Raw genomic sequence first — 21659 nt, 5'->3', positions numbered from 1 at the left:
CGTCCTGCTCAGCCGAAGGTGAAGGAGTACGCCTGCACACCGGCGCCGACGGTCACCGTGACCCGGCCCTCGGTGATGTCCTGTGTGGACAGCAGCTGGTAGGAGTTCGGGGTGCCGTCCACCCGGATGGTCTTGGTGACACCGTTGCTCTCGTAGCTGACCGTGCCGCTGCCGGAGAGCACCATCCGGACCTCCTTGGCCCGGTAGTCCAACCGGATCCGGCCCTGCTCCTTGACGGGGGTGATGTGCTGACTCGTCAGCGTCCAGTCACCGTCCAGCGCGAAGCTGTCCTTGGGCTGGTTCGCCGGGAAGGCGAAGGATTTCTCGCCGCTGGTATAGGTTTCCGTACCCGCGAAGTTCACTCGCTTCGTTGAGCCGAGGTAGGTCTCCGGGGTGATCTTGCCGGTGTCCGGGGTCGCGTCGGAGAGTTCGGTGGCCGCGGGCAGGTTCACCCCGGGACTGGCGTCGGCGAGCAGCTGGCGGATCATCCGCTCGGTGCTCTGGTAGTCGCCCTCGCCGAACTTGATGTGCCGCACCGTGCCCTGCGCGTCAATGAGGTAGTGCGCGGGCCAGAATCGGTTGCGGTAGTTGGTCCAGGTGCCCAGCGAGTTGTCCAGTGCCACCGGGTACTCGATGCCGAAGCCCTTGGCCGCCGCGGCCACGTTGGCCGGTTCCTTCTCGAAGGCGTACTCGGGTGAGTGGATGCCGATGACCTGCAAACCAGCCTGGCGATAGGTCTTGTCCCAGGCGGTCACGTGCGGCAGCGAGCGCTGGCAGTTGATGCAGGAGTAGGCCCAGAAGTCCAGCAGCACCACCTTGCCGCGGGACTGCTTGAGGTCGATGCCCGCGCCGCCGGGGGTGTTCAGCCACTGCTGGATGCCGGTGATATCCGGTGCGGTGCCACAGCTTTCCAGCTCCTTGGCGCCCTCGGTGCACTTGTCCAGGTCCTTGTTCTGCTCGTTGACCAGACCGCCGAGGTTGAGCGCCTTCTTCACCTGCTCGGAGTTGTTCACCTTGTCCTGCAACGCGCTGGTGTAGTCCGGGATGATCCGTTGCAGCAGCTGCGGCAGGTTGAACACCAGGCCGAGGGACAGCGCGAGCATCACAATGCCCGCGGTGATCCGGATACCGCGCTGACGCCTGCGGAATGCCTTCACTCGCTCGGCGACCCGGCGCCCAGCCAGGGCGAAGATCAGCAGGGGAGCAGCCGCGCCGACCGCGAAGGTCACCGTCAGCACCACGGTTTCCAGGCCGATCTTGCCGGTGGATCCGGCCACCGAGATCGCGGCCAGCACCGGTCCGGCGCAGGGCACGTAGATCGCGCCCAGGGCCAGGCCGAGTGGGAAACCACCGCGGGCCGCGTCCGGGCGGCGCTGCGGGATCCAGCTGAACGGCTTCTCCAGGAGGTGCTCGAAGGCGGGCACGATCAGGCCGATGCCGATCAGCGCCAGCACCACGATCCCGCCCCAGCGCAACACGTCCTGGGGCAGGCCGAGGATGGAGAGCAGTAGCGAGCCGAACAGGGTGACCAGGGAGAAACTGACCACCAGGCCCGCGATGACCAGGTAGGGCCTGGCCTTGGAAACCGGTGGAACCGGAGGCGCCGCGGTGGCTACCGCGCCGGCCGCGGCGTCCCCGGAGATCGGTGTGCTGCGGGCGCTCTGCGCGCCACCGGAGAGGAAGATGACCGGCAGCACCGGCAGGATGCACGGCGAGATGCCGGTGACCAGCCCACCGATGAGCCCGATCAAGGCAAGTGTGAGCACGGTGTCCTCATCAGGTTGTGCGAGTGGGTCATGTGAGGTGTTCGTGCCCCAAGGCGGTTCGGTTCGGCCGCGACACCGAATGTAACGAAAAGGTCTCGACTGGCTTGAGGGCCGATCCGGCAGCGAACCGGTGCCGAACAACCTCATGTCCGGCGTTCCTGAGTCCACTTCGGACAGACGCCCCAGTACACGAGATGGAGCACAGTCATGATGCGCAGCATTCGTCGCGGCACGATGACCTTCGGCGTCGCCGCCCTCGCCCTGGTCGCCTCGGCCTGTGGCTCCGGTGACATGGCCGGCGGCAACTCCGGCACCACCTCGGCCGCGGCCCCCTCCAGCGCCGCCCCCACCTCCAGCGCCATGGCCGATCCGGCCCGTGACCTGGTCGGCTCCGGCTGTGCGGGTTACGCCCAGCAGGTCCCGCAGGGCCCCGGTTCGGTGGCCGGGATGGCCGCTGACCCGGTCGCCGTCGCGGCGAGCAACAACCCGCTGCTCAAGACCCTGGTCGCGGCGGTGTCGGGCAAGCTGAACCCCAAGGTCAACCTGGTCTCGACGTTGAACGGCAGTGAGTTCACCGTGTTCGCCCCGGTCGACTCCGCCTTCGCCAAGATCGACGCGGCCACCATCGAGAAGCTCAAGACCGACGACGCGCTGCTGACCAAGATCCTGACCTACCACGTGGTGCCGGGCCAGATCGCGCCGGACAAGATCGCGGGCGAGCAGGCCACCGTGCAGAAGGGCATGGTCAAGGTGACCGGCTCCGGGAACGCGCTGAAGGTCAATGACGCCAACGTGATCTGCGGTGGCGTGCACACCGCGAACGCGACCGTGTACCTGATCGACTCCGTGCTGCTGCCCAAGTAAGGGAGTGGGAATGCGTAAAACCACCGGCCTGTTGGTGACCGGCGCGACCGTGCTGGCCACGGTCCTGGCCGGCACCACGGGCACGGCGGCGGCCTCCCCGGCCGCCGCCCGGTCCGGGGATCTGTTACTGCTCACCGACCACGGCGTGCTCACCCGGCACGACCCCGACCTGCCGCTGCTGGCCAAGCAGCGCAAGCGGATCACCGGCCTGGCCCGCGGCGAACGCCTGATCGGCCTGGACACCCGGCCCGCCACCGGCGCGCTCTACACCCTCGCCGACTCCGGCAGGCTCTACCGGATCAACCCCGCCACCGGCGCAGCCACCGCCGTGGGCACGCCGATCGCCTTGCACGGCAAGGCAATCGGCTTCGACTTCAACCCCACCGTGGACCGTATCCGGCTGGTGACCGATCAGGGCGAGAACCTGCGCCTGCACCCGGACACCGGCGCGATCGCGGGCACCGACACCCCGCTGAGCTACCCGGCAGGCGGCCCCGCGCCCAAGGTCGCCGCGGCCGGGTACACCAACAGCGTGGCCGGGGCCACCAGCACCGCGTTGTACGGCCTGGACTCCGCACGGGACACCCTGGTCAAACAGGGCAGCCTGCCGGGGGAGACCCCGGTCATCTCGCCCAACACCGGTCAGCTCACCCCGATCGGCAGGCTGGGCCTGAACATCAGCGCGGTCAACGGCTTCGACATCGCGGGCAAGGCCAGCCCCGGGCCGTTCCGGCCGCAGGACTACCGCGCCGCCGCCGTGGTACGCCTACACGGCCTGACCCTGCTAGTCCGAATCAACCTGGCCACCGGCCGAGCCAGCGTCCTCTCCCCACTACTGACCAACGTGACCGGCCTGACCTTCGCCCCCTGAACACCGGTCGAGTTGGCCCAAGTGGTACGTCCACTTGGGCCAACTTGGCGTACGACTTGGGCCAACTCGGCGGCGGCAGCTACCGGTCGGCCTGGCTGACCGGCGCGGCCGAGGTGCCCGGCCCCGGCGACCCCGACGGCCGCGGCACCGCCCGCGTGCACCTCGGCCACCGCGAGGTCTGCGTTTCCCTTGCGGTATCCCGGATCGGCGCGCCGACAGCGGCGCACATCCACCGCGGCAAGTCCGGCACCGCCGGTCCGGTGGCCGTGCACCTGAAGACCCCGGTCGAGGGTCGCAGTCGCACCTGCACCGACGTGGATCCGGCGCTGGCGCGTGAGCTGAAGCGCTCGCCGGGCCAGTTCTACGTCAACGTGCACAACGCGGAATACCCGGCGGGCGCGGTCCGCGGCCAGCTCCGCGGGTAGTCCGGCAGGTGGCCCGGTGGTTCCCTCGAACCGCCGGGCCGCCGCATGGGCGGGACGACGCTCAGCGCAGGTATGCCCCCAGCGCGTCGGCTCCGGCCGCAGCTCCACCGGCCGCGTGCAGGTGCTTGGCCATCGTCGCCAGGCTTGCCCGCACGCCCTGGTTGGCCGCGACCTCGACCACGGTCTGCCGCAGCAGTTCCGGACCGAGCTGGTCGGCGTCGAGTACCCGGCAGAACCCCAGTTCCTGGGCGCGGCGGGCGTTGAGCGCCTGTTCCGGCGTCTGCGGGAACGCGACCAACGGCACCTGGTAGTGCGCGGCCTCCATGGTGGAGTTCATGCCGGCATGGGTGAGGAACGCGGCGGCGTGCGCGAGTACGGTCGGCTGTGGGAAGTAGGGCCGGACCTCGAAGTTCGGTGGGATCGCACCCAGCCGCGCGGGGTCCGTCTCGCCGATGGCCATCGCCACCTGCCATTCGGTACCGGCGAACGCGTTGGCGCACAGGGTGAAGAAGTCGGGTCGGTCGTTGAACGCGGTGCCCAGCGACACGAACAGCACGGGGGAGCCGTCGGCAGGCGGCTGCCAGTCCGTCGAGTGCGCCCGGCGGCCGAGCGAGGGGCCGATGAAGTGGAACCGGTCGTCGAAGGTGTCCCCGGCGAGCTGGAACTCGCGCGGGAGGAACACCAGGTTCAGCGGCGCGATGGCGAAGGCACTGTCGAACTGCTCCGGCGCCAGGCCGAAGTCGATCGTCAGCTCGCGGCGGGCCGCGATGTATTGGCGGAACACCGGGTGGCTGGGGTCGAAGTCACGCGGCGCGAGCAACGCCTGGAGGCTGAACGTCTCGCTGCTGGCGAAGTTGGGCACCGTGGTGGCCTGGGCCAGTCCGAGCTTGGCCGCGATGAGCGCGCCGAAGGTGGTCATCATGTCGTAGCAGAGCACGTCCGGGCGGTTGGCGGTCAGCTCCCGCTCCAGCACGGGCAGGACCGTGCGGGACTGCTCGATGAAACCGAGCAGTGTCCGCGCGAGATCCTCAGTGGTCTGCCCACCCTTGGACACCACCGGCCGCGGCAGCACCCAGGGCAAGGACAGCGGCCGGGCGCCGACGGCGGCCACGGTCGGCACGAACGCCTCGCCGGTGGCGTAGCTGACCTGATGTCCCCTGGCGATCAGCTCCTCCACCAGTGGCAAAGTCGGGTTGATGTGACCGGAGGCCGGCCCCGCGAGAAACGCGATGTGGTTACCCATGGCCCCTCATCAAGGTATTCAGCGCACGTGCGGGCCAGTAGAGACAACTTGGTCGATCACGTCAAACGATTTCCCGGTGCGAGCGCCGGCTTGACCCAGGTCCGGTCTCGTGTTGCCGGGCAAAGTTCGTCGTCGGCGCTGACCCATCGACAAACCGATCAGCTGGTGTGGCAGGCTCCGGCGGGGGGCTGATGGGCGCGCACGATGCTGAAGCCCACCGAGACGACTGGATCACTTGCCACTGCTCTTCAGTCAGCTCATGCCTGCGCACCGCCGCTTATCCAGCGATCTGTCGCGCGGATCCATCGCATCACTCGATAGCCGCGTCCCATTGAGTACACCCACATCAATAGCGCAAGAGAGGTTGCGAGCACCAGTGGCGTCCAGGTGGTGCCTTGCTCGCTGTTCCACCTCTGCGTGAGAAAGGCCGCGCACAGCAGTGGCGGTGGCAGCATGAACCCCAGGGAGGCGACGATGAATCCGATGCGGGAGTCGGCTGACGGAAGCCGCGGCATTCGGCTACTGTCGTCAGGCTCGGCGGACCGAAGGAAGTTCTCCCAGTTGAGAACAGGTTCACCGAGCCTGGCGAGTAGGCGTGGCCGCAGGTGTCTGTGCAGGTAGGCCGCGATGCGAAAGATGGTTATGAGGTGATCGCAGTAGCGGAGCCAGAGGACGCACGAGATCACCGCGAGCACCAACAGCGCGGCATCGATCTTGCCGGAGGCGGTGATACCCACGCCCATGCCCACCATGTTCAGGCCGAAAATCGCGCTCGCGTTGGTCTGATGGAAGAGGCTCTCTGCTCTGAGGTTGTCATATTCGGCCTTGTCGATGTCGCTGGCGTCGGTCATCGGAAGTCGTTCGGATAGTCGATCACCTGCTGGATGGCCATGAAGTTGATTCCCCGCTCGACGTTCGTGTGGTGTGCACGACCATGTCGCGCAGGGGAGGTGGGTTGTTACCCCGACAGCGAATCCTCGTCTACCGAACCCCCGCCCCGTCCAGCAGCACCTCCGCAGACAAGGGTTATTCGACCAGGGCCATCCCCGCGTGACCATTCCCGAACGCCGCGATCAGCGGGCCGGTCTACAGCGCAAAGGACGGCCTTGGGGGCAGTCCGCCGGCGTTCGACCCCGCTGTCTAGCAGCGCCGCAACGTGGTCGAACTCTGCTGCAGCCGACACGGTAGTTCCGGGGTAGCGCCACGCGCTTCGACAGGACCGCCACCTCCTATCGAGGCATGCTCGACCTGGCCGCCCTCTTGCTCTGGCTTTGAAGACAGACCCTAGCGGCGGACGGTGGCGAGTAGGCCGATGGCGGGGATCATGCTCGCGTCGAGCCGCCGCTGCTCGGCCTGGCGAATCGAGTCCAGCGCGCTCACCGCATGGGTGGCGGGCTCGGTCCACACCCCGGACCGGCCGTACGCCAGTCGCCACAGCATGGTCGTGTCCACTGTGGACAATTCGGACCCGACCCGGCCGAGGGCGTCCAGCATGTCCGAACCCCGGTGCAGGAAGTCGTGTCCGGCGACCCATGCCTTGAGCGGATCACCGTCGGGCACATCGGCCTTGAGCACCCCGGTGGCGACCAGCAGAGCGCGGTTGTCGTAGTAGAAGTGCGCGGCGGCCTGGTCGACCCGTTCCCAGGCGAACTCCTCCAGCACGATCAGCCCGCCGGGTGCGAGCAGGGTGGCCGCGTGGGTGAGGGTGCCGTCCAGGTCTTCCGCGTGGTGCAGGGACCGGGTGAACAGCACCACGTCGTACTCGCCGGAGACCTCATTGACGTCGGCCTCGATCACGGTGATCCCGCGCTCGCGGGCCGCGGCGGCCACGTCGGCACTGCGGTCGACCCCGGTGACCTGATAGCCGAGTTCGATCAGCGCGGCGGCCAGCGCGCCACTGCCGCAGCCTGCCTCCAGGATGCGGGCCGGGGGTGCGGGCAGCAGGGGCTTGAGGTGGGCGAGGGTGTGGGGCACGGCAACGGTCGACACGTCCATTCCGGCCAGCCTAGATCGAGTCCGCGGCGAGTGCGACGGATTTTGCGCGCCGGACAACGGATCAGTGCTGGTCGAACAGGGTGCCGAAGATGTGGCGGCCCAGACGTTCGGCGGTGGCGGTGGCGAGGAGTTCGCCCGGAATGCCGGGATGTTCGCTCATCCAGTGGTGCGCGGTGGCGGGGCTGACAAAGGCGTTGAGGTGGTCGCAGCAGCAGTCCGCCGAGGGTCCGGTGCCGGCGGCCGCACTGGCGAACACGACCGCGGAGGCGGGTTCCCAGGTGTGGCCTCCATTGTGGACGGTGACCACCACCCGTTCGCCGGTGACCGGGTCGATGCAGGTGATGGTCGCGTCCGTGCCGAGCATCGCCGGGATGCCGAGGGCGTCAACAGCGCACATGGCCGACACCGTGCGGCCGGTGGCGAGTCGTACCTGGTGGCGGGTGGGGACCGCGGAGAACGGGTAGGCGACCCTGATCGCCCCGGCCTGGTCGAGCCGGATCACGTCCGCCTCGTGCAGGCGGGTCAGGATCGAGTCCGCGGTGGCGCCGTTGGCCGCCGCGACCTGCTGCAGCCGCGCTGCGGACGGGGGTTGGCCGGTGCTGGCGAACGCGCGCAGGATCGCCTGGTGCACCGCGCGCTCGGCCACCTCGGCCGGGGTGGCGCGGGCCCGCCACGCCCGCAACTCCGCTGCCGCGGTGGTGGCGTTCGTGAGGGCGGCGCGGAGCTGGGACAGTGTCGGCGCGCCGGTGGGGCTGCCGTGTTCGTCGCGGTAGAGCCGGCAGGACACACTGGGCGGCTGGCCGGGTTCGGCGAACGGGTCGGCACCGTTGACGAGCAGGGTCGGCGAGCCCCGCATACCCGTGCGGGTGGCCTGCTCGACGGTGCTGATGATCTCGATGGTGACGGTGACGTCCGCGCGCCCGGCCAGCACCTCGGCCAGACGCTGTCGCAGCGGGGCGAGGTTCGGGCAGTCCGGGACGGCCAGGATCCGCAGTTTCACGACGATTCTCCGGTCTGTTCGCGCAGGGTGTGCAGCAGCCCGCAGGCGCGGTCGGGACGCGGTAGGTCGCACCGGGTCACCAGCTCGCTCAGGGCCTCCCGCATCCTGGTCAGGTCGGCCACCCGGTCCTCTATGTCGGCCAGCCGGGCGGTGGCCAGCGTCCGCGCGGTGTCGCAGGACGCCGGCCCGCCGTCGGCCAGGTGCAGCAGCTCTTCGGTCTCCTCGAGGGTGAAACCGAGCGCCTGGGCTCGTTTGATGAACCGCAACCGGGCCAGGGCATCGGGCGGGTAGTCCCGGTAGCCCGAGGTGGAGCGCCGCGGCGGTGCCAACAGGCCGCGGCGCTCGTAGTACCGCAACGTCTGCGGGTTCACCCCGGCCCGCGCTGCCAGCTCACCAGTACGCACCAGGTCAGCATGAACCCTGTACCCCGGTACAGGGCAAGGACCGGCCGTGCTCACCAGCGTACGAGTACCTCGGCCACCCCGCCGGTGAGGTCGTTGGTCACCAGCGGCAGGTCGTCCACCTCGGCGACCAGGGACAGGTCCGGGAAGCGGCGGAACAGGGCCGGGAACAGGATCCGGAGCTGGGCGCGGGCCAGGTTGGCGCCGATGCAGACGTGCCTGCCGTGGCCGAAAGCCAGGTGCGGGTTGGGTTTGCGGCCGGGCTGGAACTCCTCGGGGTCGGTGAACACCGCGGCGTCCCGGTTGGCGGCGTCGTTGGAGACCAGCACCATGTCCCCGCGGCCGATGGTCACTCCGCCGATCTCCACGTCCGCGTTGGCGTAGCGGAGCAGGCCCAGGCCGTGTGGTGCGGACAGGCGCAGGATTTCCTCCACTGTGGACTGTGCCTGACCCTCGGGGTCGGCGGTGAAGGCCGCCCGCCGGGCCGGGTCGGACAGCAGCCACAGCACGCCGAAGTCGATCCGGGTGGCGGTCGTCTCGTGGCCGGCGAAGAGCAGCGCGATGGCCACCTGGGCTACCACCTCATCGCTGATGGTGGGATCGGCGACCAGGTCGGAGAGCACGTCCGGACCGGGATCCATACGTTTGCTCGCCGCCAGGCTCAGGGTGTAGCCGGCGAACTCGGCCAGCGCGGCCTGGCTGGCCGCTGGGTCGTCGAAGAGGCCGAGGTTCCTGGACAGGCTGCTGAAGTGCGCGCGGTCCGCCGCGGGCACGCCGAGTAGTTCGCTGATGGCCAGTGCGGGCAACGGGAACGAGACCAGCCGGTGCAGGTCGGCCGGCTGGTCCGCGGCCGCGAGATCGTCCAGGCACTGGTCGGTCAGTTCCTGGATCCGGTCGGTCAGGCGGCGCATCCGGGGGACGGAGAACGCGGGGCCCAGCACCTTGCGCATGCGGGCGTGCTCGGCCTGCTCCGTCTCGTGATCACCGGCGGGGGCGCCACCCATCGCCGACTCCGCCAGCCGGCCCGCGCGCTCCGGCTCGGGGTGCGAGCGGCCGAACCGGGGGTCGGCGAAGGCCTGCTTCACCTCCTCGTAGCCGAGCACGAGCCAGGCCGGGTCACCGGCCGGGGTGGTCACCGGCACCACCGGTGTCTGCGGGCGCAACACCTGGTACAGCGGCGCCAATGCCAGCGGATTGGGGCGGTTGAGCGGAAGTTGCAGTGTGGACATGCGCTTTCCTCCCTGGTGATCGCTGTCCTCGCCCGGCGAGTTGTCTAGAGTCAGCGAATCCGGGAAAAATGACAAGCTGTCGCAGTTGGCCGAAAGCTGGTAGCGGTCCTCACCCGGCGGGCAGCAGGAACACCAGCCAGGCCGCGGCCGGGGCGATCGCGATCATGGCCAGGCCCCACCCGGTGAGCGCGCGGAAGACCTTGTCCCGCTTGCTCTCCTCGGTGTTGGCCAGCACCAGCGCGCCGCCGGTGGAGAACGGGCTGGCGTCCACCGCGGAGGTGGCCACGCACAGCGCCGCGGTGAGGGCGAAGGCGTCCAGGTGACCGGCGAGCACGAACGGGATCGTCAGCGGCACCAGCACGCCGAACATGGCGTTGGTGGAGGCGAAGGCCGAGACCACCCCGCCGACGAGCAGCAGCAGGAACCCGGCGAGCAGCGGTGAGCCGATGCCCGCGACCGCGGCGCCCAGGCTGGTGACCACGCCGACCTTCTGCAGCAGGGCCACGTACATGACGATGCCGCCGATGAGCAGCACCACATTCCACGCGATCCCGGCGGCGGCTTCCTTGGCGTGTGCGGGGAAAACCACGATCAGCAGCACTGCGGCGGTCAGCGCGAGGAAGCCGACGTCCAGGCCGAAGGCCACCGCGCCCAGCACGAGCGCGGCCAGCAACACCAGGGTCAGGGCGTTCTCGGTGCTCAGCCGGGGGCGGGTGGTGGGCGCGTCTTGCCCGCGCAGCCGCCAGCCGCCGAACAGGGTGCACGCGACCAGGTTCAGCGCCAGGTTGAACAGGAAGGTGACCAGGAAGATCCAGCCCGCGCTGACGTGCACACCGCCCTTGGTGAGTGCGCTGTCGACGATGGTGAAGTAGACCGAGATGGGGGAGAAGCCGCCCGCGTTGGTGCCGTTGAGGATGGCCAGCCCGACCAGCATCGGGTTGATCCGGTGCCGCTGGGCGAAGGCCAGGCCGATCGGCACCAGGATCGCGTTGGTGGCCGCGCTGATCGCGCCGATGCCGGTGATCAGCGCGGCCAGCAGGAACAGCACCCACGGGATCAGCGCCACCCGGCCGCGCACGGCCGCCAGCGCGGCGCCGACCAGCCAGTCGACCGTGCCGTTGGCCCTGGCCAGGCCGAACAGGAAGGTCACGCCGAGCAGGGTGACGAACAGCGCGGCCGGGAAGCCGCCCGCGATGTCCTCGGCGCCCAGGCCGAAGTAGGCGGTGCCGAGCAGGAACGCGGCCACGATCGCCACCGCGCCCATGTTCACCGGCCGCCACAGCCCGATGGCGAAGATCGCGACCAGGACGAGCAGCGAGATCAGGTCGGCGGCCACGGGGGCCAGCTTTCCCAGTGATCCACTACCTGTCTAGTCTGGCCCGGTGATCAGGGTCGACGCCCACGCGCACGTGTTCCAGCACGGGCTCACCCTGGCCGCTCGCCGCCGCTACACACCCACCGGCGAGGCCCCCTGGCCGGCGTACCTGCGGCTGCTCGACGAGCACGGCATCGACCGCGCGCTGCTGGTCCAGCCGAGCTTCCTCGGCGTCGACAACAGCTACCTCCTGACCGCGATCGCGGCGCAGCCCGAGCGGTTCCGCGGGGTGGTCGTGCTGGACACCGCGGATCCGCGGTCGGCCGCGCGGGAACTCCCGGCGCTGCACCGCGGCGGAGTGCGCGGCCTCCGGCTCAACCTCATCGGCCAGCCGCCACCGGCCCTGGACGGCCCTGGGTGGCCCGCGCTGGGCGAGCGGCTGGCCGAACTCGGCTGGCACCTGGAAGTGCAGGCCACCGGCGAGCAGTGGACGTACCTGGCCGCCGCGCTGCGGAACTGGCCGGGAGCGGTCGTGCTCGACCACCTCGGACTGCCCCAGGCCGATCCGGACTGGCGCCTGGTGCTCGACCTCGCCGCGCACCCGCACATCTGGGTGAAGATCTCCGGCCTCTACCGCAGCCCGGCAGGCGCCGTAGCGGCCGGCGAGCTGTGCGCCGTGATCGGCCCGGATCGCCTGGTCTGGGGCAGTGACTGGCCATGGACGCGGTTCGAGCCCGGCCGCGACTACCGGGCACTGATCGAGGAAGCCCGCGGGCTCTTACCCGGGGCCGCGGATCGCCTGCTGGGCGGCAATGCCGGGCGGCTGCTCGGCTGGCTCTGACGGCCGCGTACCGTCCACCGCGGGCCCCATCCGCAACCAGTTCTCACGCCCCGTCACGAACTGACCTCGGTGCGTGCTGAGAAGATGTGCCGAGAACGAACACGCACGAGCACCAGGAGCACACATGGGCGCAGTGGCACCGGGCACCCCGGGCTGGATAGACGTGCGGTCCCCGGACCTCGCGCAGACCCGGTCCTTCTACATGGGCCTGTTCGACTGGTCCGCCCGCGTGGCACCCGAATCCGCCGGCGGCTACACCGTGTTCACCAAGGGCGGCAAGGCGGTCGCGGGCGCGGGACCGCTGCTGGCGCCCGGTCAGCGCACGGCCTGGCGCACCTTCGTGCTCGTCGACGACGCCGAGGCCACCACCGCGCGGGTTGAGCCCGCGGGCGGCCAGGTGCTCTTCCCCGCCGAGGAGGTCGCCGACACCGGGCGGATCGGTGTGTTCACCGACCGGGCCGGGGCCGAGGTCGGGGTGTGGGAGCCGGGGGAGATGCCCGGCTGCGAGCTGTTCAACGAGTCCGGCACGCTCTGCTGGAACGAGTTGAGCACCGGCGATTCGGACGGCTCCAAGGCCTTCTACGGCGAGGTGTTCGGCTGGGAGGCCAGGGACCGGCGGCTCGGCGACGTCGAGTACTCGCAGTGGCGGATCGAAGGCCGCACCGTGGCGGGCATGCGGCCGGGCCACCCGGAGATCACCACGCCGTACTGGATGGCCTACTTCGCCGTCCGGGACTGCGACGAGTCCGCGGCGCGGGCCGGGCAGCTGGGCGGCCGGGTCACCGGGCGGCCCACCGACACCGTGCTCGGGCGCTCCGCGGTGCTCACCGACCCGCACGGCGCGGTGTTCACCATCATCACCATGTGAGTGGGTGCACAATGGACGGTGCCCTACCGCACACCAGGCAAAACCCCAGCCAGACCTGCACGAGAATGAGGACCATGTCCTTCGCTGAAGAGGTTTCCTCGGCCGCCGCACGGCTGGACGGGGTCGCCCGCACCACACCGCTGGAGGTCAACCAGCGGCTGTCCGAGCGCACCGGCGCGCGGGTGTGGTTCAAGCGCGAGGACCTCCAGGTCGGGCGGTCCTACAAGCTGCGCGGGGCGTTCAACCTGCTGTCCCAGACCGAGTTCACCGGGGCCGGCGCGGTCTGCGCCTCGGCGGGCAACCACGGCCAGGGCGTGGCGTATGCCTGCCGCCGCCTCGGCATCGAGGGCCGGGTGCACGTGCCGCGCACCACGCCCCGGCAGAAGCGCGACCGCATCGAGGCGCTCGGCCAGGGCAGGGTCCGCCTGGTGGTGGACGGCGACACCTACGACGACGCGGCCGCGCTGGCCCAGGAACACGCCGCGGCCACCGGCGCCGTGCTGGTGCCCGCCTTCGACGATCCGCGCACCATCGCCGGACAGGGCACGGTCGGCCTGGAGATCCTGCGGCAACTGGGTGGCGCCCCCGATGTGGTGATCGTCCCGGTCGGTGGTGGCGGCCTGCTCGCCGGGGTTGGCACCTGGCTGCGCGAGCACTTTCCGGCCACCCGGGTCATCGGCGTCGAGCCGGCCGGCGCGGCCAGCATGATCGCGGCGCTGGCCAGTGGCGGTCCGGTGACGCTGCCCGAGGTGGACTCCTTCGTCGACGGCGCGGCCGTGCGCCGGGTCGGCGAGCTGACCTTCCCGATGGTCCGGGACAGCGGCGCCGAGCTGCTCACGGTGGCGGAGGGCGCGGTGTGCACCGAGATGCTGGACCTGTACCAGGTGGACGGCATCATCGCCGAACCCGCGGGCGCGCTGGCCTCGGCCGCGCTGGTCAGCGAACTCACCGTGCAACCCGACGAGACCGTGGTGTGCCTGCTTTCTGGCGGCAACAACGACGTGAGCCGCTACGCCGAGGTGGTGGAGCGCTCGCTGGTGCACCGCGGCCTCAAGCACTACTTCCTGGTCGAGTTCCCCCAGGAGCCCGGTGCGCTGCGCCGGTTCCTGGATGACGTGCTCGGCCCGGACGACGATGTGGTGCTGTTTGAGTACCAGAAGCGGGACAACCGGGAGACCGGCGCCGCGCTGGTCGGCATCGAGATCAGCCGCGCCGAGGACTACGACCGGCTGTGGGCGCGGATGAAGGAGTCCCCGCTGCACATCCAGCACGTGGCGCCGGGCACCACGGCCTACCGCTTCCTGGTCTGAGCGCGGCTCAGAGGCCGCCGTTCGCGCCGATCCCGCGGAGCAGGGTGTCCACCACGCGGGTGGCGAGCGTGTCGGTGTCGGTCGGTTCGGGCTGCTGGGCCGCCTCGTGGATGAGCGCGTAGTAAACGCAGCGGGCCCAGTCCAGATCGACGTCGGTGCGGAACAACCCGGCGTCCCTGGCCCGCAGGAAGAGCCGGTCGCACTGTTCGCGCACGCCCGTGTGCACGCCGGCCACCTGGGAATCAGCCGCTGAGGTCCGGCTCATCGCAAACCCCCAGCCGATCTTGACTTCGAGCACGTTCGCGGTCACCTGATACAGCGCGACCAGTGGCGGCGCGGTCTCCGGGCGGCCACGGCGCACCGCGTCGGCGAAGCGCTGGGCGGCCCACGCGGTCAGCTCGTCGATCAGCACCTCGCGGGTGGCGAACCGCCGGTGCACGGTGGTCCTGGCCACGCCAGCGGCCGTGGCGATCTGCTCCATGGAGGCCGAGGGATCGGCGCTGAGCACGCGCTCAGCCGCCTCCAGGATCGCCTGCACGGTGCGTTCGGCATCCGCCCGCCGCGCCCGCCCGGCCGGACGTGCCTCTTCTTGTTGTGTCACGGAGCCTCCTTGTCGGCAAAACATTACAGGACGGCTCCTTGACGCGCTCTAATTGCAACACTAGTGTCGCAACTAGAGCGCAAGTAAGGTCTAGCTGGATGCGACTAGAGGGAGTTTGGGCAGATGGACGTTCAACTGAACGGCAAGACCGCCCTGGTCACCGGCGCCAGCCGCGGCATCGGCCTGGCCATCGTCAGCACGCTGCTCGGCGAGGGCATGCGGGTGGTGGCGGGCTCGCGCACCGTCTCCCCGGAACTGGCCGCCTCCGGCGCGACCGCGATCCCGGTCGACCTCGCCGCCGCCGACGGACCGGCCCGGCTGGTCGAGGGGGCGCTGGCCGAGCTGGGCGAGATCGACCTGGTGGTCAACAACGTCGGTGGCGGGGACAGCGACGGTGGCCAGACCGGCGGCTTCGCCACCTTCGACGACGAGGCGTGGCAGCGCATGTTCGAGCTGAACTTCTTCAGCGCGGTCCGCACCACCCGCGCCGCCCTGCCCAGCCTGCTGCGGCGCAAGGGCACGATCGTCAACATCTCCTCCAACGGAGCGCGGATGCCGCACGCCGGGCCGATGCCCTACACCGCCGCCAAGGCGGCCCTGACCGCCTTCGGCAAGGCACTCGCCGAGGAGGTCACCCCGCTGGGCGTGCGGGTGAACACCATTTCCCCCGGCCCGGTGCGCACCTCGATGTGGGAGGCCCCGGACGGCTACGGCGCGGACCTCGCCCGGTCGCTGGGCGTGCCGCACGCGCAGTTCCTGGCCCAGCTGCCCGCCGGACTGGGGCTCACCACGGGCCGATTCGTCGAGCCCGCGGAAGTCGCCGCCCTGGTCAGCTACCTGGCCTCACCGCTGGCGGGCAGCATCACCGGAACCGACCACCTCATCGACGGCGGTCAGCTCAAGACGGCCTGACGGCCCATCACCGCACGGCGACCGCCGGTGCCGGCCGCCTGGGGATCGGCTGGCCCCGGCAGCTGCACGTGCAGTACGGGCAGTCCGCCGCGACCACCCCGCGCGGGCCGGCGCCGAGGTCCGGATCATTGCGCAGGATGGCGAGTTCGAGCCGGCGCAGCTCCTCGCCGGGATCGATGCCCAGCTCCTCGGCGAGGCGCTCGCGGGTCCGGCGGGCCACCACCAGCGCCTGGCTGGCCTGACCGCCCCGGTGCAGGGCCAGCATCAGCTGGCAGACCAGGCGTTCCCTGGTCGGATAGGTCTCGGCCAGCGTGGTCAGCTCGCCGACGATGTGCTTGTGCCGGTCCAGCCGCAGCAGCGCGTCCAGCCGGTCCTCCATGGCCACCAGCCGGGTCTCGGCCAGCCCGTCGAACAGGCGGCTCCTGGTCTCCTCGGTGGCCGTGCAGGCCAGCGGCGGTCCCTGCCAGAGCGCCAGGGCCTGATCCAGCAACGACGCCACGGTCTCGTCCTCGCCGGAGCAGCGGGCGCGCTCGATCAGCGACTGGAACCGGTGCACGTCGATCCGCTGCGGATCGGTACGCAGGATGTAGCCGGAGCCGTGGGTGAGGATCGAGGCTTCATCCGGGTCGACCGCGGCGGCGTCGAGTTCGCCGCGCAGCCGGGACACGCAGACCCGGATCGCGTGCGCCGCGGTGCGCGGCGCGGAGACCGGCCACACCAGCTCGACCAGGCGGTCCAGCGGGACCAGCTGGTTGGCCTGCAACGCCACAATCGCCAGTACCAGCCGATGCTGCCGGGCACCGAGCGGGACGACGGTGCCGCCGACCCGCATTTCCATCGCACCTAACAGCCGCAGCTTCACGCGAACCCTCAATCCCTGGGAAATCGTCCGGCCAGCATGTTGCCGGGGCCCGCCGGACCGAAAGGGCTGCGCAGCCGGACCTTAGGGCAGTCCGGAGTTCACTTTCGTGATCGATTCGTCATCGCCAGCAGGGATTTGAACCGGCCCTGATCCGACGATGACCGGACGCTGAACCCGGTGCTGGATGGTCCTCGGTGTCACCCGGCGGCAACGAGCATCGGCACAACGGGGGGAGCGAGAACATGACTGGCACACAAGCGGTTCCGGAATGTCCGTCCGACATTGTCTGGGATGTCACCTACACCTGCCCGCTGCGCTGTTCGCACTGCTACACCGAATCCGGCAGGCGCCCGTCGAAACAGCTGTCGCACGAGGAGATGCTGCGCGTCGCGGACGCGCTGACCTCCTTGCGCCCGGCCACCATCCTGCTCGCCGGCGGCGAACCGCTCGCGGTGCGGCGGTTGCCGGAGATCGTCGACCGGATCACCGGCGCGGGCGTGGATGTCGTGCTGTACACCAGCGGCTGGTCGCTGCGCCCGGAGCTGATCGAGAGTGTGGTGGCCAAATGCGCGGCCGTCTACGTCAGCGTCGACGGCCCGACCGCGGCGACGCACGACCTGATTCGCGGCCGGGCGGGTTCCTTCGACCGGACCATGGCCGCGTTGCGGCTGCTCGATGAGTACGCAGCGGACCAGCGGGCCCGCGGTGCGACACCGGTGGAGTTCGGGCTGGACGCGACCGTGGTGCGCACCAGCTTCGACCAGCTCGAACTGTTCTGCACCGACGTGGTGCCGCGCTTTCCCGGCCTGACCCGGCTGTCCTTCGGCGCGGCGATGCCGATCGGGCTGGCCAGCAGGCCCGAGTTCGTCGAGCACGAACTGCTCACCGACGAGCAGTCCGACGCGCTCATCGCGCCCGAGTACGGCAGGCGCCTGCAATCCCTTGCCCCGCCAGGAGTCCAGGTCTCCGTCCGGGACTACCGGGGCGTGCAGTACCGCCCCGATCTGCTTGCCCAGGGCCTGATCCCGTCGATGGAGGTGGAACCCGACGGCAGGGTGCGGGCGATGGCGATCTACGAGGGCACCGTGGGCAGCCTGCTCGAGGATCCGCCTGCCGAACTCTGGGCGCGCTCGGTCGCGCGGTGGAGCGAACCCTTCGTGGTCGAGGCCCTCGCGCCGGTGCGCACCATGCGGGACTGGGCCGAGGCCGCCCGCCGCATCGACTACCACTACGGCACTGCCGAGGACCGGGCCCGGATCGAGGCCCGCCCGGTGTTCCTGCCCCTGACTCCTTCCCGCTGAGGAAGGCGATATCGCTGTGCACACATGGAATGGGGGTGATGTTTCGTGGAGTTCGACGTGAACGCTCTCCAGGTCCTGGAGGAGACGGAGACCGAGCTGAGCCTGTGGCCGTGCCGGATCACCATCTGAGCTGACCGGCCGAGGCGAGTACCGGAAGGAGTGTTTCTTCATGGAGTTCGACGTGAACGCTCTCCAGATTCTGGACGAGCCGGAATCCGAGTTCGGCCTGTGGCCGTGCCAGGTCACCATCGAGACCTGAGCGGCCCCGAGGAATACCCACCAAGCACCGGGAAGGAGTGATTGTCATGGAGTTCGACGTGAACGCCCTGCAGGTCCTGGAGGAGACGGAAACCGAGTTCGGCCTGTGGCCGTGTCGGATCACCATCTGATGTGACCCGGCCCCGGTCCGGCAACGGACCGGGGCCGTCCATTTCCACGAACCTGGGGAGGATCCATGCCCGCAACGGCCGGGCTGCTGCGGCTCGCGCCCGCGGCCGCAGCGGGCAAGACCGCGGCGACGGTGGTCGCGGCTGCCTCCGGGCTGCTGCTCCCGGCAGCCTCTGCGCTGGTACTGGACCGGATCCTGGCCGGTGACAGCGCCACCGCCGCGTTGCTGGCCTTCACCGGGTTGCTGCTGCTGCGGGTGCTGGCCGAATGGGGCGGCGAGATCGCCGGGATCTCGGCGGCGACCACGGTGCTCGGCGTGCTGCGGCACCGGCTGGTGCGGCAGGTGTTCGCGCTGGGTGTGCCGGGGACGCGCCGCCACCCCGTCGGCGACCTGCTCGCCCGCCTCACCGGAAACGCCGCCACGGCGGCCAACGCGTTGCCGTACCTGGTCGAAGTCGTGGTGGAGACGATCGCCGCGGGCTGCGGGCTGATCGCGCTGTGGCTGATCGACTGGCGGGTCGGCCTCGCCTTCCTGATCGGGGCACTGCCGGTGGGCCTGGTGCTGCAGCGGTCGATGCGCACCTCCACCAGCCGGTTCGCCGAATACCTCGGCCACCTGTCCGGGATCGCGGCCCGGCTCACCGACGCGCTCGCGGGCAGCCGGACCATCCGCGCCTGCGGAGCGCAAAACCGCGAGGTACAAAGGATTCTCGCGCCCATGCCCGAGCTGGCCCGTGCCGGACTGTCCACTTGGGACGTTCTCCGCGCGGTCTCCTGGCAGGTGGGCTTCGCCCAGACCGCGCTCCGGGTCGCCGTGCTCATCGTGGCCGGCGCCGGGGTCGCCACCGGCCGGATCACGCCGGGGGAGTTCCTCGCCGTGACCCTCTACCTCACCATCGCGCTGGGTTTCGCCCAGCAGGTCGACCCGTTGATGTCGCTGGCGGCCGCGCGGGCCAACGCCAACCGGGTCACCGAGCTGCTCGCCGAGCGGCCCACGGTGCACGCCGGTGCGACGGCCCTGCCCGCCGGACCGGGCGCGCTGTCCTTCCGCGGCGTCTCGGTCCGCCTCGATGACCGGCTCGTGCTGGACGCGGTGGACCTGGAGGTCCCGGCTGGCGCGGTGGTGGCCGTGGTGGGCCGCTCGGGCAGCGGCAAGACCACCCTCGGTCTGCTCGCGGGCGGGCTGCTCGATCCGGACGCCGGCGCGGTGCTGCTCGACGGCGTGCCGGTGCGCACCCTCGACCCGGCAGCCCTCCGCGACGCCGTCGGCTATGCCTTCGACCACCCGGTCCTGCTGGGCGAGACCATCCGCGAGGCGATTGCCTTTGGCCGACCGGAGCACGCCGAGGTCGAACGCGCGGCGCGGATCGCGCAGGCCGAGGACTTCATCCGGCGGCTGCCCGCCGGGTTCGACACCCGGCTGGACGGCGCGCCGCTGTCCGGTGGCGAGGTGCAGCGGCTGGGACTGGCCCGCGCGGTCGCGCACGACGGACGGGTGCTGGTGCTCGACGACGCCACCTCCAGCCTGGACACGATCACCGAGGCGAAGCTGGCCGAGGCGTTCACCGAGGGCCTGGCCGGGCGGACCCGGCTGGTCATCGCGCACCGCACGGTCACCGCCGCCAGGGCCGATCTGGTCGCCTGGCTGGACCACGGCCGGATCCGGGCGGTCGCGCCGCACCACACGCTGTGGGAAACGCAGCCGGGGTACCGCGCCGTCTTCGTGGCCGGCGGTGCCGGGTGAACCGGCCGGGGCGCACGCTGCTGCTGCGGGTGCTGCGCGAGCGGCGTGGCGCGCTGCTGCGGATCCTGTGCTGGTCGCTGGTGGAGGCCGTGCCGTTCGGGGTGTCCGGGCTGCTGGTCTCCGCGGCGATCGACCACTTCCTGGCGGATGGCTTCCTGCCCGCGGTGGGGATGCTGGCCCTGCTCCTGGTGGCGGCCGCCCTTGGCGCGCTGGCCACCAGCCGCCTGTTCCCGTGGCTGGCCGCCGTGGTCGAACCGGTGCGCGACGCCTTCCTCACCGCCGTGGTGCAGGGCGTGGTCGCCGAGGCGACTCGCTCAACCACACCGCCGGACACCGCCGGGGTCGCGCGGCTGACCGAACAGGTGCAGACCGTCCGGGACGTGATGTTCGCCCTGCTGCGGGTGGTCCGCCAGATCGTGTTCTCCGCGGTGGCCGCGTTGGTGGGACTGAGTTTCCTGGCGCCGCTGGTCGCGGTGATCAGTGGCGTGCTCGTGCTGCTGGCGCTGGCCCTGTTCGCTTGGCTGCTGCCCGGACTGGCCGCCCGGCAACGGGCCGAACTGCTCGCCGAGGAGGAGGTGGCCCGGCGGGCGGGCACCGCGTTCGGTGGCATCCGGGACGCGATCGCCTGCGGTGGCATCAAATCGGTCGCCGCGGGCGTGGATGCGGCGGTGGCCGAACAGGTGCGGCGAGCGCGGGCGCTGGCCAGGGCGACCGCGTCCAGGACCTTGATCGTGTTCCTCGGCGGCCAGCTGCCGGTGATCGTGCTGCTGCTCGCCTCGCCCTCCTTGCTGCGCAACGGTTCCCTGAGCATCGGCGAGCTGGTGGGCGCGGTCACCTACCTGACGGTCAGTCTGGAACCGGCGCTGCGCAAGCTGCTGGAGGTGCTGGCCACCTGGGGCCTGCAGATGGCCGTGAGCATCACCCGGCTCGGGCAGGAATTCGCCCAGCAGCAGGACAAACGGGGCGCGAGCCCGGCGCCGCAGCGGCACGACCTGGCGGTCGAGGGCCTCACCTTCGGCTACGGGCCGCGGTCCGCGCCGGTGGTGGCCGACCTCGGCTTCGCGGTGCCCGGCGGCGGCAGTCTGGCCATCGTCGGCGCCAGCGGGATCGGCAAGTCGACCCTGGCGAACCTGCTGGCCGGACTGCTGACTCCGGTGCGCGGCCGGGTCGCGATCGGCGGGACGGCGGTCGGGGACATCGGCGAGGCCGAGCTGCGTGGGCTGGTCGGCCTGATCCCGCAGGAGGCATACGTCTTCGCCGGGACGCTGCGGGAGAACCTGACCTACCTCGCGCCGCAGGCGACCGAGGACGAGATCGGCGCGGCCATGGCCGCGGTCGGCCTCCAGCCGGTCACCGATCGGCTCGGCGGACTGGACGCGCTGGTGGGCGCGGGCGGGGCCGCGCTGTCCCACGGGGAGAAGCAACTGGTCGCGCTGACCAGGGTGCACCTCTCGTCCGCGCGGGTGGTCATCCTCGACGAGGCCACCTCCGGGCTCGACCCGGACGCCGAGGCCAGGGCCGAGGCCGCGTTCGCCGCGCGGCCGGGCACCGTCATCGTCATCGCGCACCGGATCAGCTCGGCCCGCCGCGCCGACCGGGTGCTGCTGCTGGACGGGCAGGCCGCCTACCTCGGCACGCACCACGAGCTGGTCGCCACCTCGGCCCGCTACGCCGACCTGGTGGGCCACTGGGACCACGACAAGCCGATTCCGGTCACACCGTGA

23 protein-coding genes are annotated in these 21659 nt (G+C 70.7%); 13 read left to right on the top strand and 10 right to left on the bottom strand.

Annotation, left to right across the window (positions count from 1 at the left end):
* Positions 1-8: 8 nt before the first annotated feature.
* Positions 9-1766 (bottom strand): cytochrome c biogenesis protein DipZ, encoded by a 1758-nt coding sequence (locus tag MZC64_RS40675; protein ID WP_247764980.1) that lies wholly within the window; start codon positions 1764-1766, stop codon positions 9-11.
* Positions 1767-1973: 207 nt separating this feature from the next.
* On the opposite strand from MZC64_RS40675, the gene MZC64_RS40670 reads away from it, so the two are divergent.
* From MZC64_RS40670 to MZC64_RS40660, 3 genes are read left to right on the top strand one after another with little or no spacing between them, the layout of a single operon-like run.
* A complete protein-coding gene (locus MZC64_RS40670) occupies positions 1974-2630 on the top strand; it encodes a fasciclin domain-containing protein (RefSeq protein WP_247764979.1) in 657 nt (218 codons plus the stop codon).
* Between the two features lie 10 nt (positions 2631-2640).
* A complete protein-coding gene (locus tag MZC64_RS40665) occupies positions 2641-3501 on the top strand; it encodes a DUF4394 domain-containing protein (protein WP_247764978.1) in 861 nt (286 codons plus the stop codon).
* Positions 3502-3545: 44 nt separating this feature from the next.
* On the top strand, positions 3546-3926 hold the full coding sequence (locus MZC64_RS40660) for a CHRD domain-containing protein (protein ID WP_247764977.1): 381 nt from the start codon (positions 3546-3548) through the stop codon (positions 3924-3926).
* 61 nt (positions 3927-3987) lie between these two features.
* Here MZC64_RS40660 and MZC64_RS40655 read toward each other — a convergent pair whose 3' ends face one another.
* The 7 genes from MZC64_RS40655 to MZC64_RS40625 all read right to left on the bottom strand — a co-directional run bounded on the left by MZC64_RS40655 (position 3988) and on the right by MZC64_RS40625 (position 11130).
* Entirely contained in the window at positions 3988-5169 is a 1182-nt protein-coding gene (locus MZC64_RS40655; protein ID WP_247764976.1) for a macrolide family glycosyltransferase, read from the bottom strand.
* A gap of 257 nt (positions 5170-5426) precedes the next feature.
* On the bottom strand, positions 5427-6020 hold the full coding sequence (locus MZC64_RS40650; RefSeq protein WP_247764975.1) for a hypothetical protein: 594 nt from the start codon (positions 6018-6020) through the stop codon (positions 5427-5429).
* A 433-nt stretch (positions 6021-6453) separates the two neighbouring features.
* Entirely contained in the window at positions 6454-7164 is a 711-nt protein-coding gene (locus MZC64_RS40645) for a bifunctional 2-polyprenyl-6-hydroxyphenol methylase/3-demethylubiquinol 3-O-methyltransferase UbiG (protein ID WP_247764974.1), read from the bottom strand.
* Between the two features lie 61 nt (positions 7165-7225).
* Positions 7226-8164 carry an alkylmercury lyase family protein gene (locus tag MZC64_RS40640; RefSeq protein WP_247764973.1) on the bottom strand — a complete coding sequence of 313 codons (939 nt, stop codon included), beginning with the start codon at positions 8162-8164 and terminating at the stop codon, positions 7226-7228.
* Complete coding sequence (locus MZC64_RS40635; RefSeq protein WP_247764972.1) at positions 8161-8568, bottom strand: MerR family transcriptional regulator; 408 nt, start codon at positions 8566-8568, stop codon at positions 8161-8163. Before MZC64_RS40635 ends, MZC64_RS40640 begins: the two co-directional genes overlap by 4 nt.
* 50 nt (positions 8569-8618) lie before the next feature.
* Positions 8619-9794 (bottom strand): cytochrome P450, encoded by a 1176-nt coding sequence (locus MZC64_RS40630; protein WP_247764971.1) that lies wholly within the window; start codon positions 9792-9794, stop codon positions 8619-8621.
* Between the two features lie 109 nt (positions 9795-9903).
* Positions 9904-11130: an SLC13 family permease gene (locus MZC64_RS40625; protein WP_247764970.1), complete on the bottom strand. Its 1227-nt coding sequence runs from the start codon at positions 11128-11130 to the stop codon at positions 9904-9906.
* Between the two features lie 46 nt (positions 11131-11176).
* Between MZC64_RS40625 and MZC64_RS40620 the strand changes: the two genes are divergently transcribed.
* The 3 genes from MZC64_RS40620 to ilvA all read left to right on the top strand — a co-directional run bounded on the left by MZC64_RS40620 (position 11177) and on the right by ilvA (position 14128).
* The gene (locus MZC64_RS40620) at positions 11177-11950 is read left to right on the top strand and encodes an amidohydrolase (protein WP_247764969.1); all 774 of its coding nucleotides are present in this window, start codon (positions 11177-11179) and stop codon (positions 11948-11950) included.
* Between the two features lie 124 nt (positions 11951-12074).
* Positions 12075-12818, top strand: coding sequence for a VOC family protein (locus MZC64_RS40615; protein WP_247764968.1), 744 nt, complete (start codon positions 12075-12077; stop codon positions 12816-12818).
* Between the two features lie 74 nt (positions 12819-12892).
* Positions 12893-14128 carry a threonine ammonia-lyase IlvA gene (gene ilvA / locus MZC64_RS40610; protein ID WP_247764967.1) on the top strand — a complete coding sequence of 412 codons (1236 nt, stop codon included), beginning with the start codon at positions 12893-12895 and terminating at the stop codon, positions 14126-14128.
* A gap of 7 nt (positions 14129-14135) precedes the next feature.
* Here ilvA and MZC64_RS40605 read toward each other — a convergent pair whose 3' ends face one another.
* Positions 14136-14729 carry a TetR/AcrR family transcriptional regulator gene (locus MZC64_RS40605; protein ID WP_247764966.1) on the bottom strand — a complete coding sequence of 198 codons (594 nt, stop codon included), beginning with the start codon at positions 14727-14729 and terminating at the stop codon, positions 14136-14138.
* 123 nt (positions 14730-14852) lie between these two features.
* On the opposite strand from MZC64_RS40605, the gene MZC64_RS40600 reads away from it, so the two are divergent.
* Positions 14853-15641 (top strand): SDR family NAD(P)-dependent oxidoreductase, encoded by a 789-nt coding sequence (locus MZC64_RS40600; protein ID WP_247764965.1) that lies wholly within the window; start codon positions 14853-14855, stop codon positions 15639-15641.
* Positions 15642-15648: 7 nt separating this feature from the next.
* Here MZC64_RS40600 and MZC64_RS40595 read toward each other — a convergent pair whose 3' ends face one another.
* Positions 15649-16503 (bottom strand): AfsR/SARP family transcriptional regulator, encoded by an 855-nt coding sequence (locus MZC64_RS40595; protein ID WP_247764964.1) that lies wholly within the window; start codon positions 16501-16503, stop codon positions 15649-15651.
* Positions 16504-16745: 242 nt separating this feature from the next.
* Between MZC64_RS40595 and MZC64_RS40590 the strand changes: the two genes are divergently transcribed.
* The 6 genes from MZC64_RS40590 (at position 16746) to MZC64_RS48985 (ending at position 21659) form a co-directional block, all read left to right on the top strand.
* Positions 16746-17804 carry a radical SAM protein gene (locus MZC64_RS40590; protein ID WP_247764963.1) on the top strand — a complete coding sequence of 353 codons (1059 nt, stop codon included), beginning with the start codon at positions 16746-16748 and terminating at the stop codon, positions 17802-17804.
* Between the two features lie 45 nt (positions 17805-17849).
* The gene (locus MZC64_RS49235) at positions 17850-17933 is read left to right on the top strand and encodes an ALQxL family class IV lanthipeptide (RefSeq protein ID WP_374205864.1); all 84 of its coding nucleotides are present in this window, start codon (positions 17850-17852) and stop codon (positions 17931-17933) included.
* Between the two features lie 40 nt (positions 17934-17973).
* On the top strand, positions 17974-18063 hold the full coding sequence (locus MZC64_RS40585; RefSeq protein WP_247764962.1) for an ALQxL family class IV lanthipeptide: 90 nt from the start codon (positions 17974-17976) through the stop codon (positions 18061-18063).
* 46 nt (positions 18064-18109) lie between these two features.
* On the top strand, positions 18110-18193 hold the full coding sequence (locus MZC64_RS49230; protein WP_374205862.1) for an ALQxL family class IV lanthipeptide: 84 nt from the start codon (positions 18110-18112) through the stop codon (positions 18191-18193).
* A 65-nt stretch (positions 18194-18258) separates the two neighbouring features.
* Positions 18259-19935, top strand: coding sequence for an ABC transporter ATP-binding protein (locus MZC64_RS40580; RefSeq protein ID WP_247764961.1), 1677 nt, complete (start codon positions 18259-18261; stop codon positions 19933-19935).
* Positions 19932-21659: an ABC transporter ATP-binding protein gene (locus tag MZC64_RS48985; RefSeq protein ID WP_247764960.1), complete on the top strand. Its 1728-nt coding sequence runs from the start codon at positions 19932-19934 to the stop codon at positions 21657-21659. The genes MZC64_RS40580 and MZC64_RS48985 overlap by 4 nt, the downstream gene beginning before the upstream one ends.

Source organism: Crossiella sp. S99.2 (assembly GCF_023094165.1).
Classification (GTDB): domain Bacteria; phylum Actinomycetota; class Actinomycetes; order Mycobacteriales; family Pseudonocardiaceae; genus Crossiella.
Note: the sequence above shows the minus strand (reverse complement) of the source record. Positions and strands in the feature narration are given on the sequence as shown.

Bases quoted from the DNA above. Each gene is read 5' to 3' on its own strand.
- MZC64_RS40670 (WP_247764979.1), top strand. From the start codon at position 1,974: ATGATGCGCAGCATTCGTCGCGGCACGATGACCTTCGGCGTCGCCGCC.
- MZC64_RS40665 (WP_247764978.1), top strand. From the start codon at position 2,641: ATGCGTAAAACCACCGGCCTGTTGGTGACCGGCGCGACCGTGCTGGCC.
- MZC64_RS40655 (WP_247764976.1), bottom strand. From the start codon at position 5,169: ATGGGTAACCACATCGCGTTTCTCGCGGGGCCGGCCTCCGGTCACATC.
- MZC64_RS40650 (WP_247764975.1), bottom strand. From the start codon at position 6,020: ATGACCGACGCCAGCGACATCGACAAGGCCGAATATGACAACCTCAGA.
- MZC64_RS40645 (WP_247764974.1), bottom strand. From the start codon at position 7,164: ATGGACGTGTCGACCGTTGCCGTGCCCCACACCCTCGCCCACCTCAAG.
- MZC64_RS40630 (WP_247764971.1), bottom strand. From the start codon at position 9,794: ATGTCCACACTGCAACTTCCGCTCAACCGCCCCAATCCGCTGGCATTG.
- MZC64_RS40615 (WP_247764968.1), top strand. From the start codon at position 12,075: ATGGGCGCAGTGGCACCGGGCACCCCGGGCTGGATAGACGTGCGGTCC.
- ilvA (WP_247764967.1), top strand. From the start codon at position 12,893: ATGTCCTTCGCTGAAGAGGTTTCCTCGGCCGCCGCACGGCTGGACGGG.
- MZC64_RS40600 (WP_247764965.1), top strand. From the start codon at position 14,853: ATGGACGTTCAACTGAACGGCAAGACCGCCCTGGTCACCGGCGCCAGC.
- MZC64_RS40590 (WP_247764963.1), top strand. From the start codon at position 16,746: ATGACTGGCACACAAGCGGTTCCGGAATGTCCGTCCGACATTGTCTGG.
- MZC64_RS40585 (WP_247764962.1), top strand. From the start codon at position 17,974: ATGGAGTTCGACGTGAACGCTCTCCAGATTCTGGACGAGCCGGAATCC.
- MZC64_RS49230 (WP_374205862.1), top strand. From the start codon at position 18,110: ATGGAGTTCGACGTGAACGCCCTGCAGGTCCTGGAGGAGACGGAAACC.
- MZC64_RS40580 (WP_247764961.1), top strand. From the start codon at position 18,259: ATGCCCGCAACGGCCGGGCTGCTGCGGCTCGCGCCCGCGGCCGCAGCG.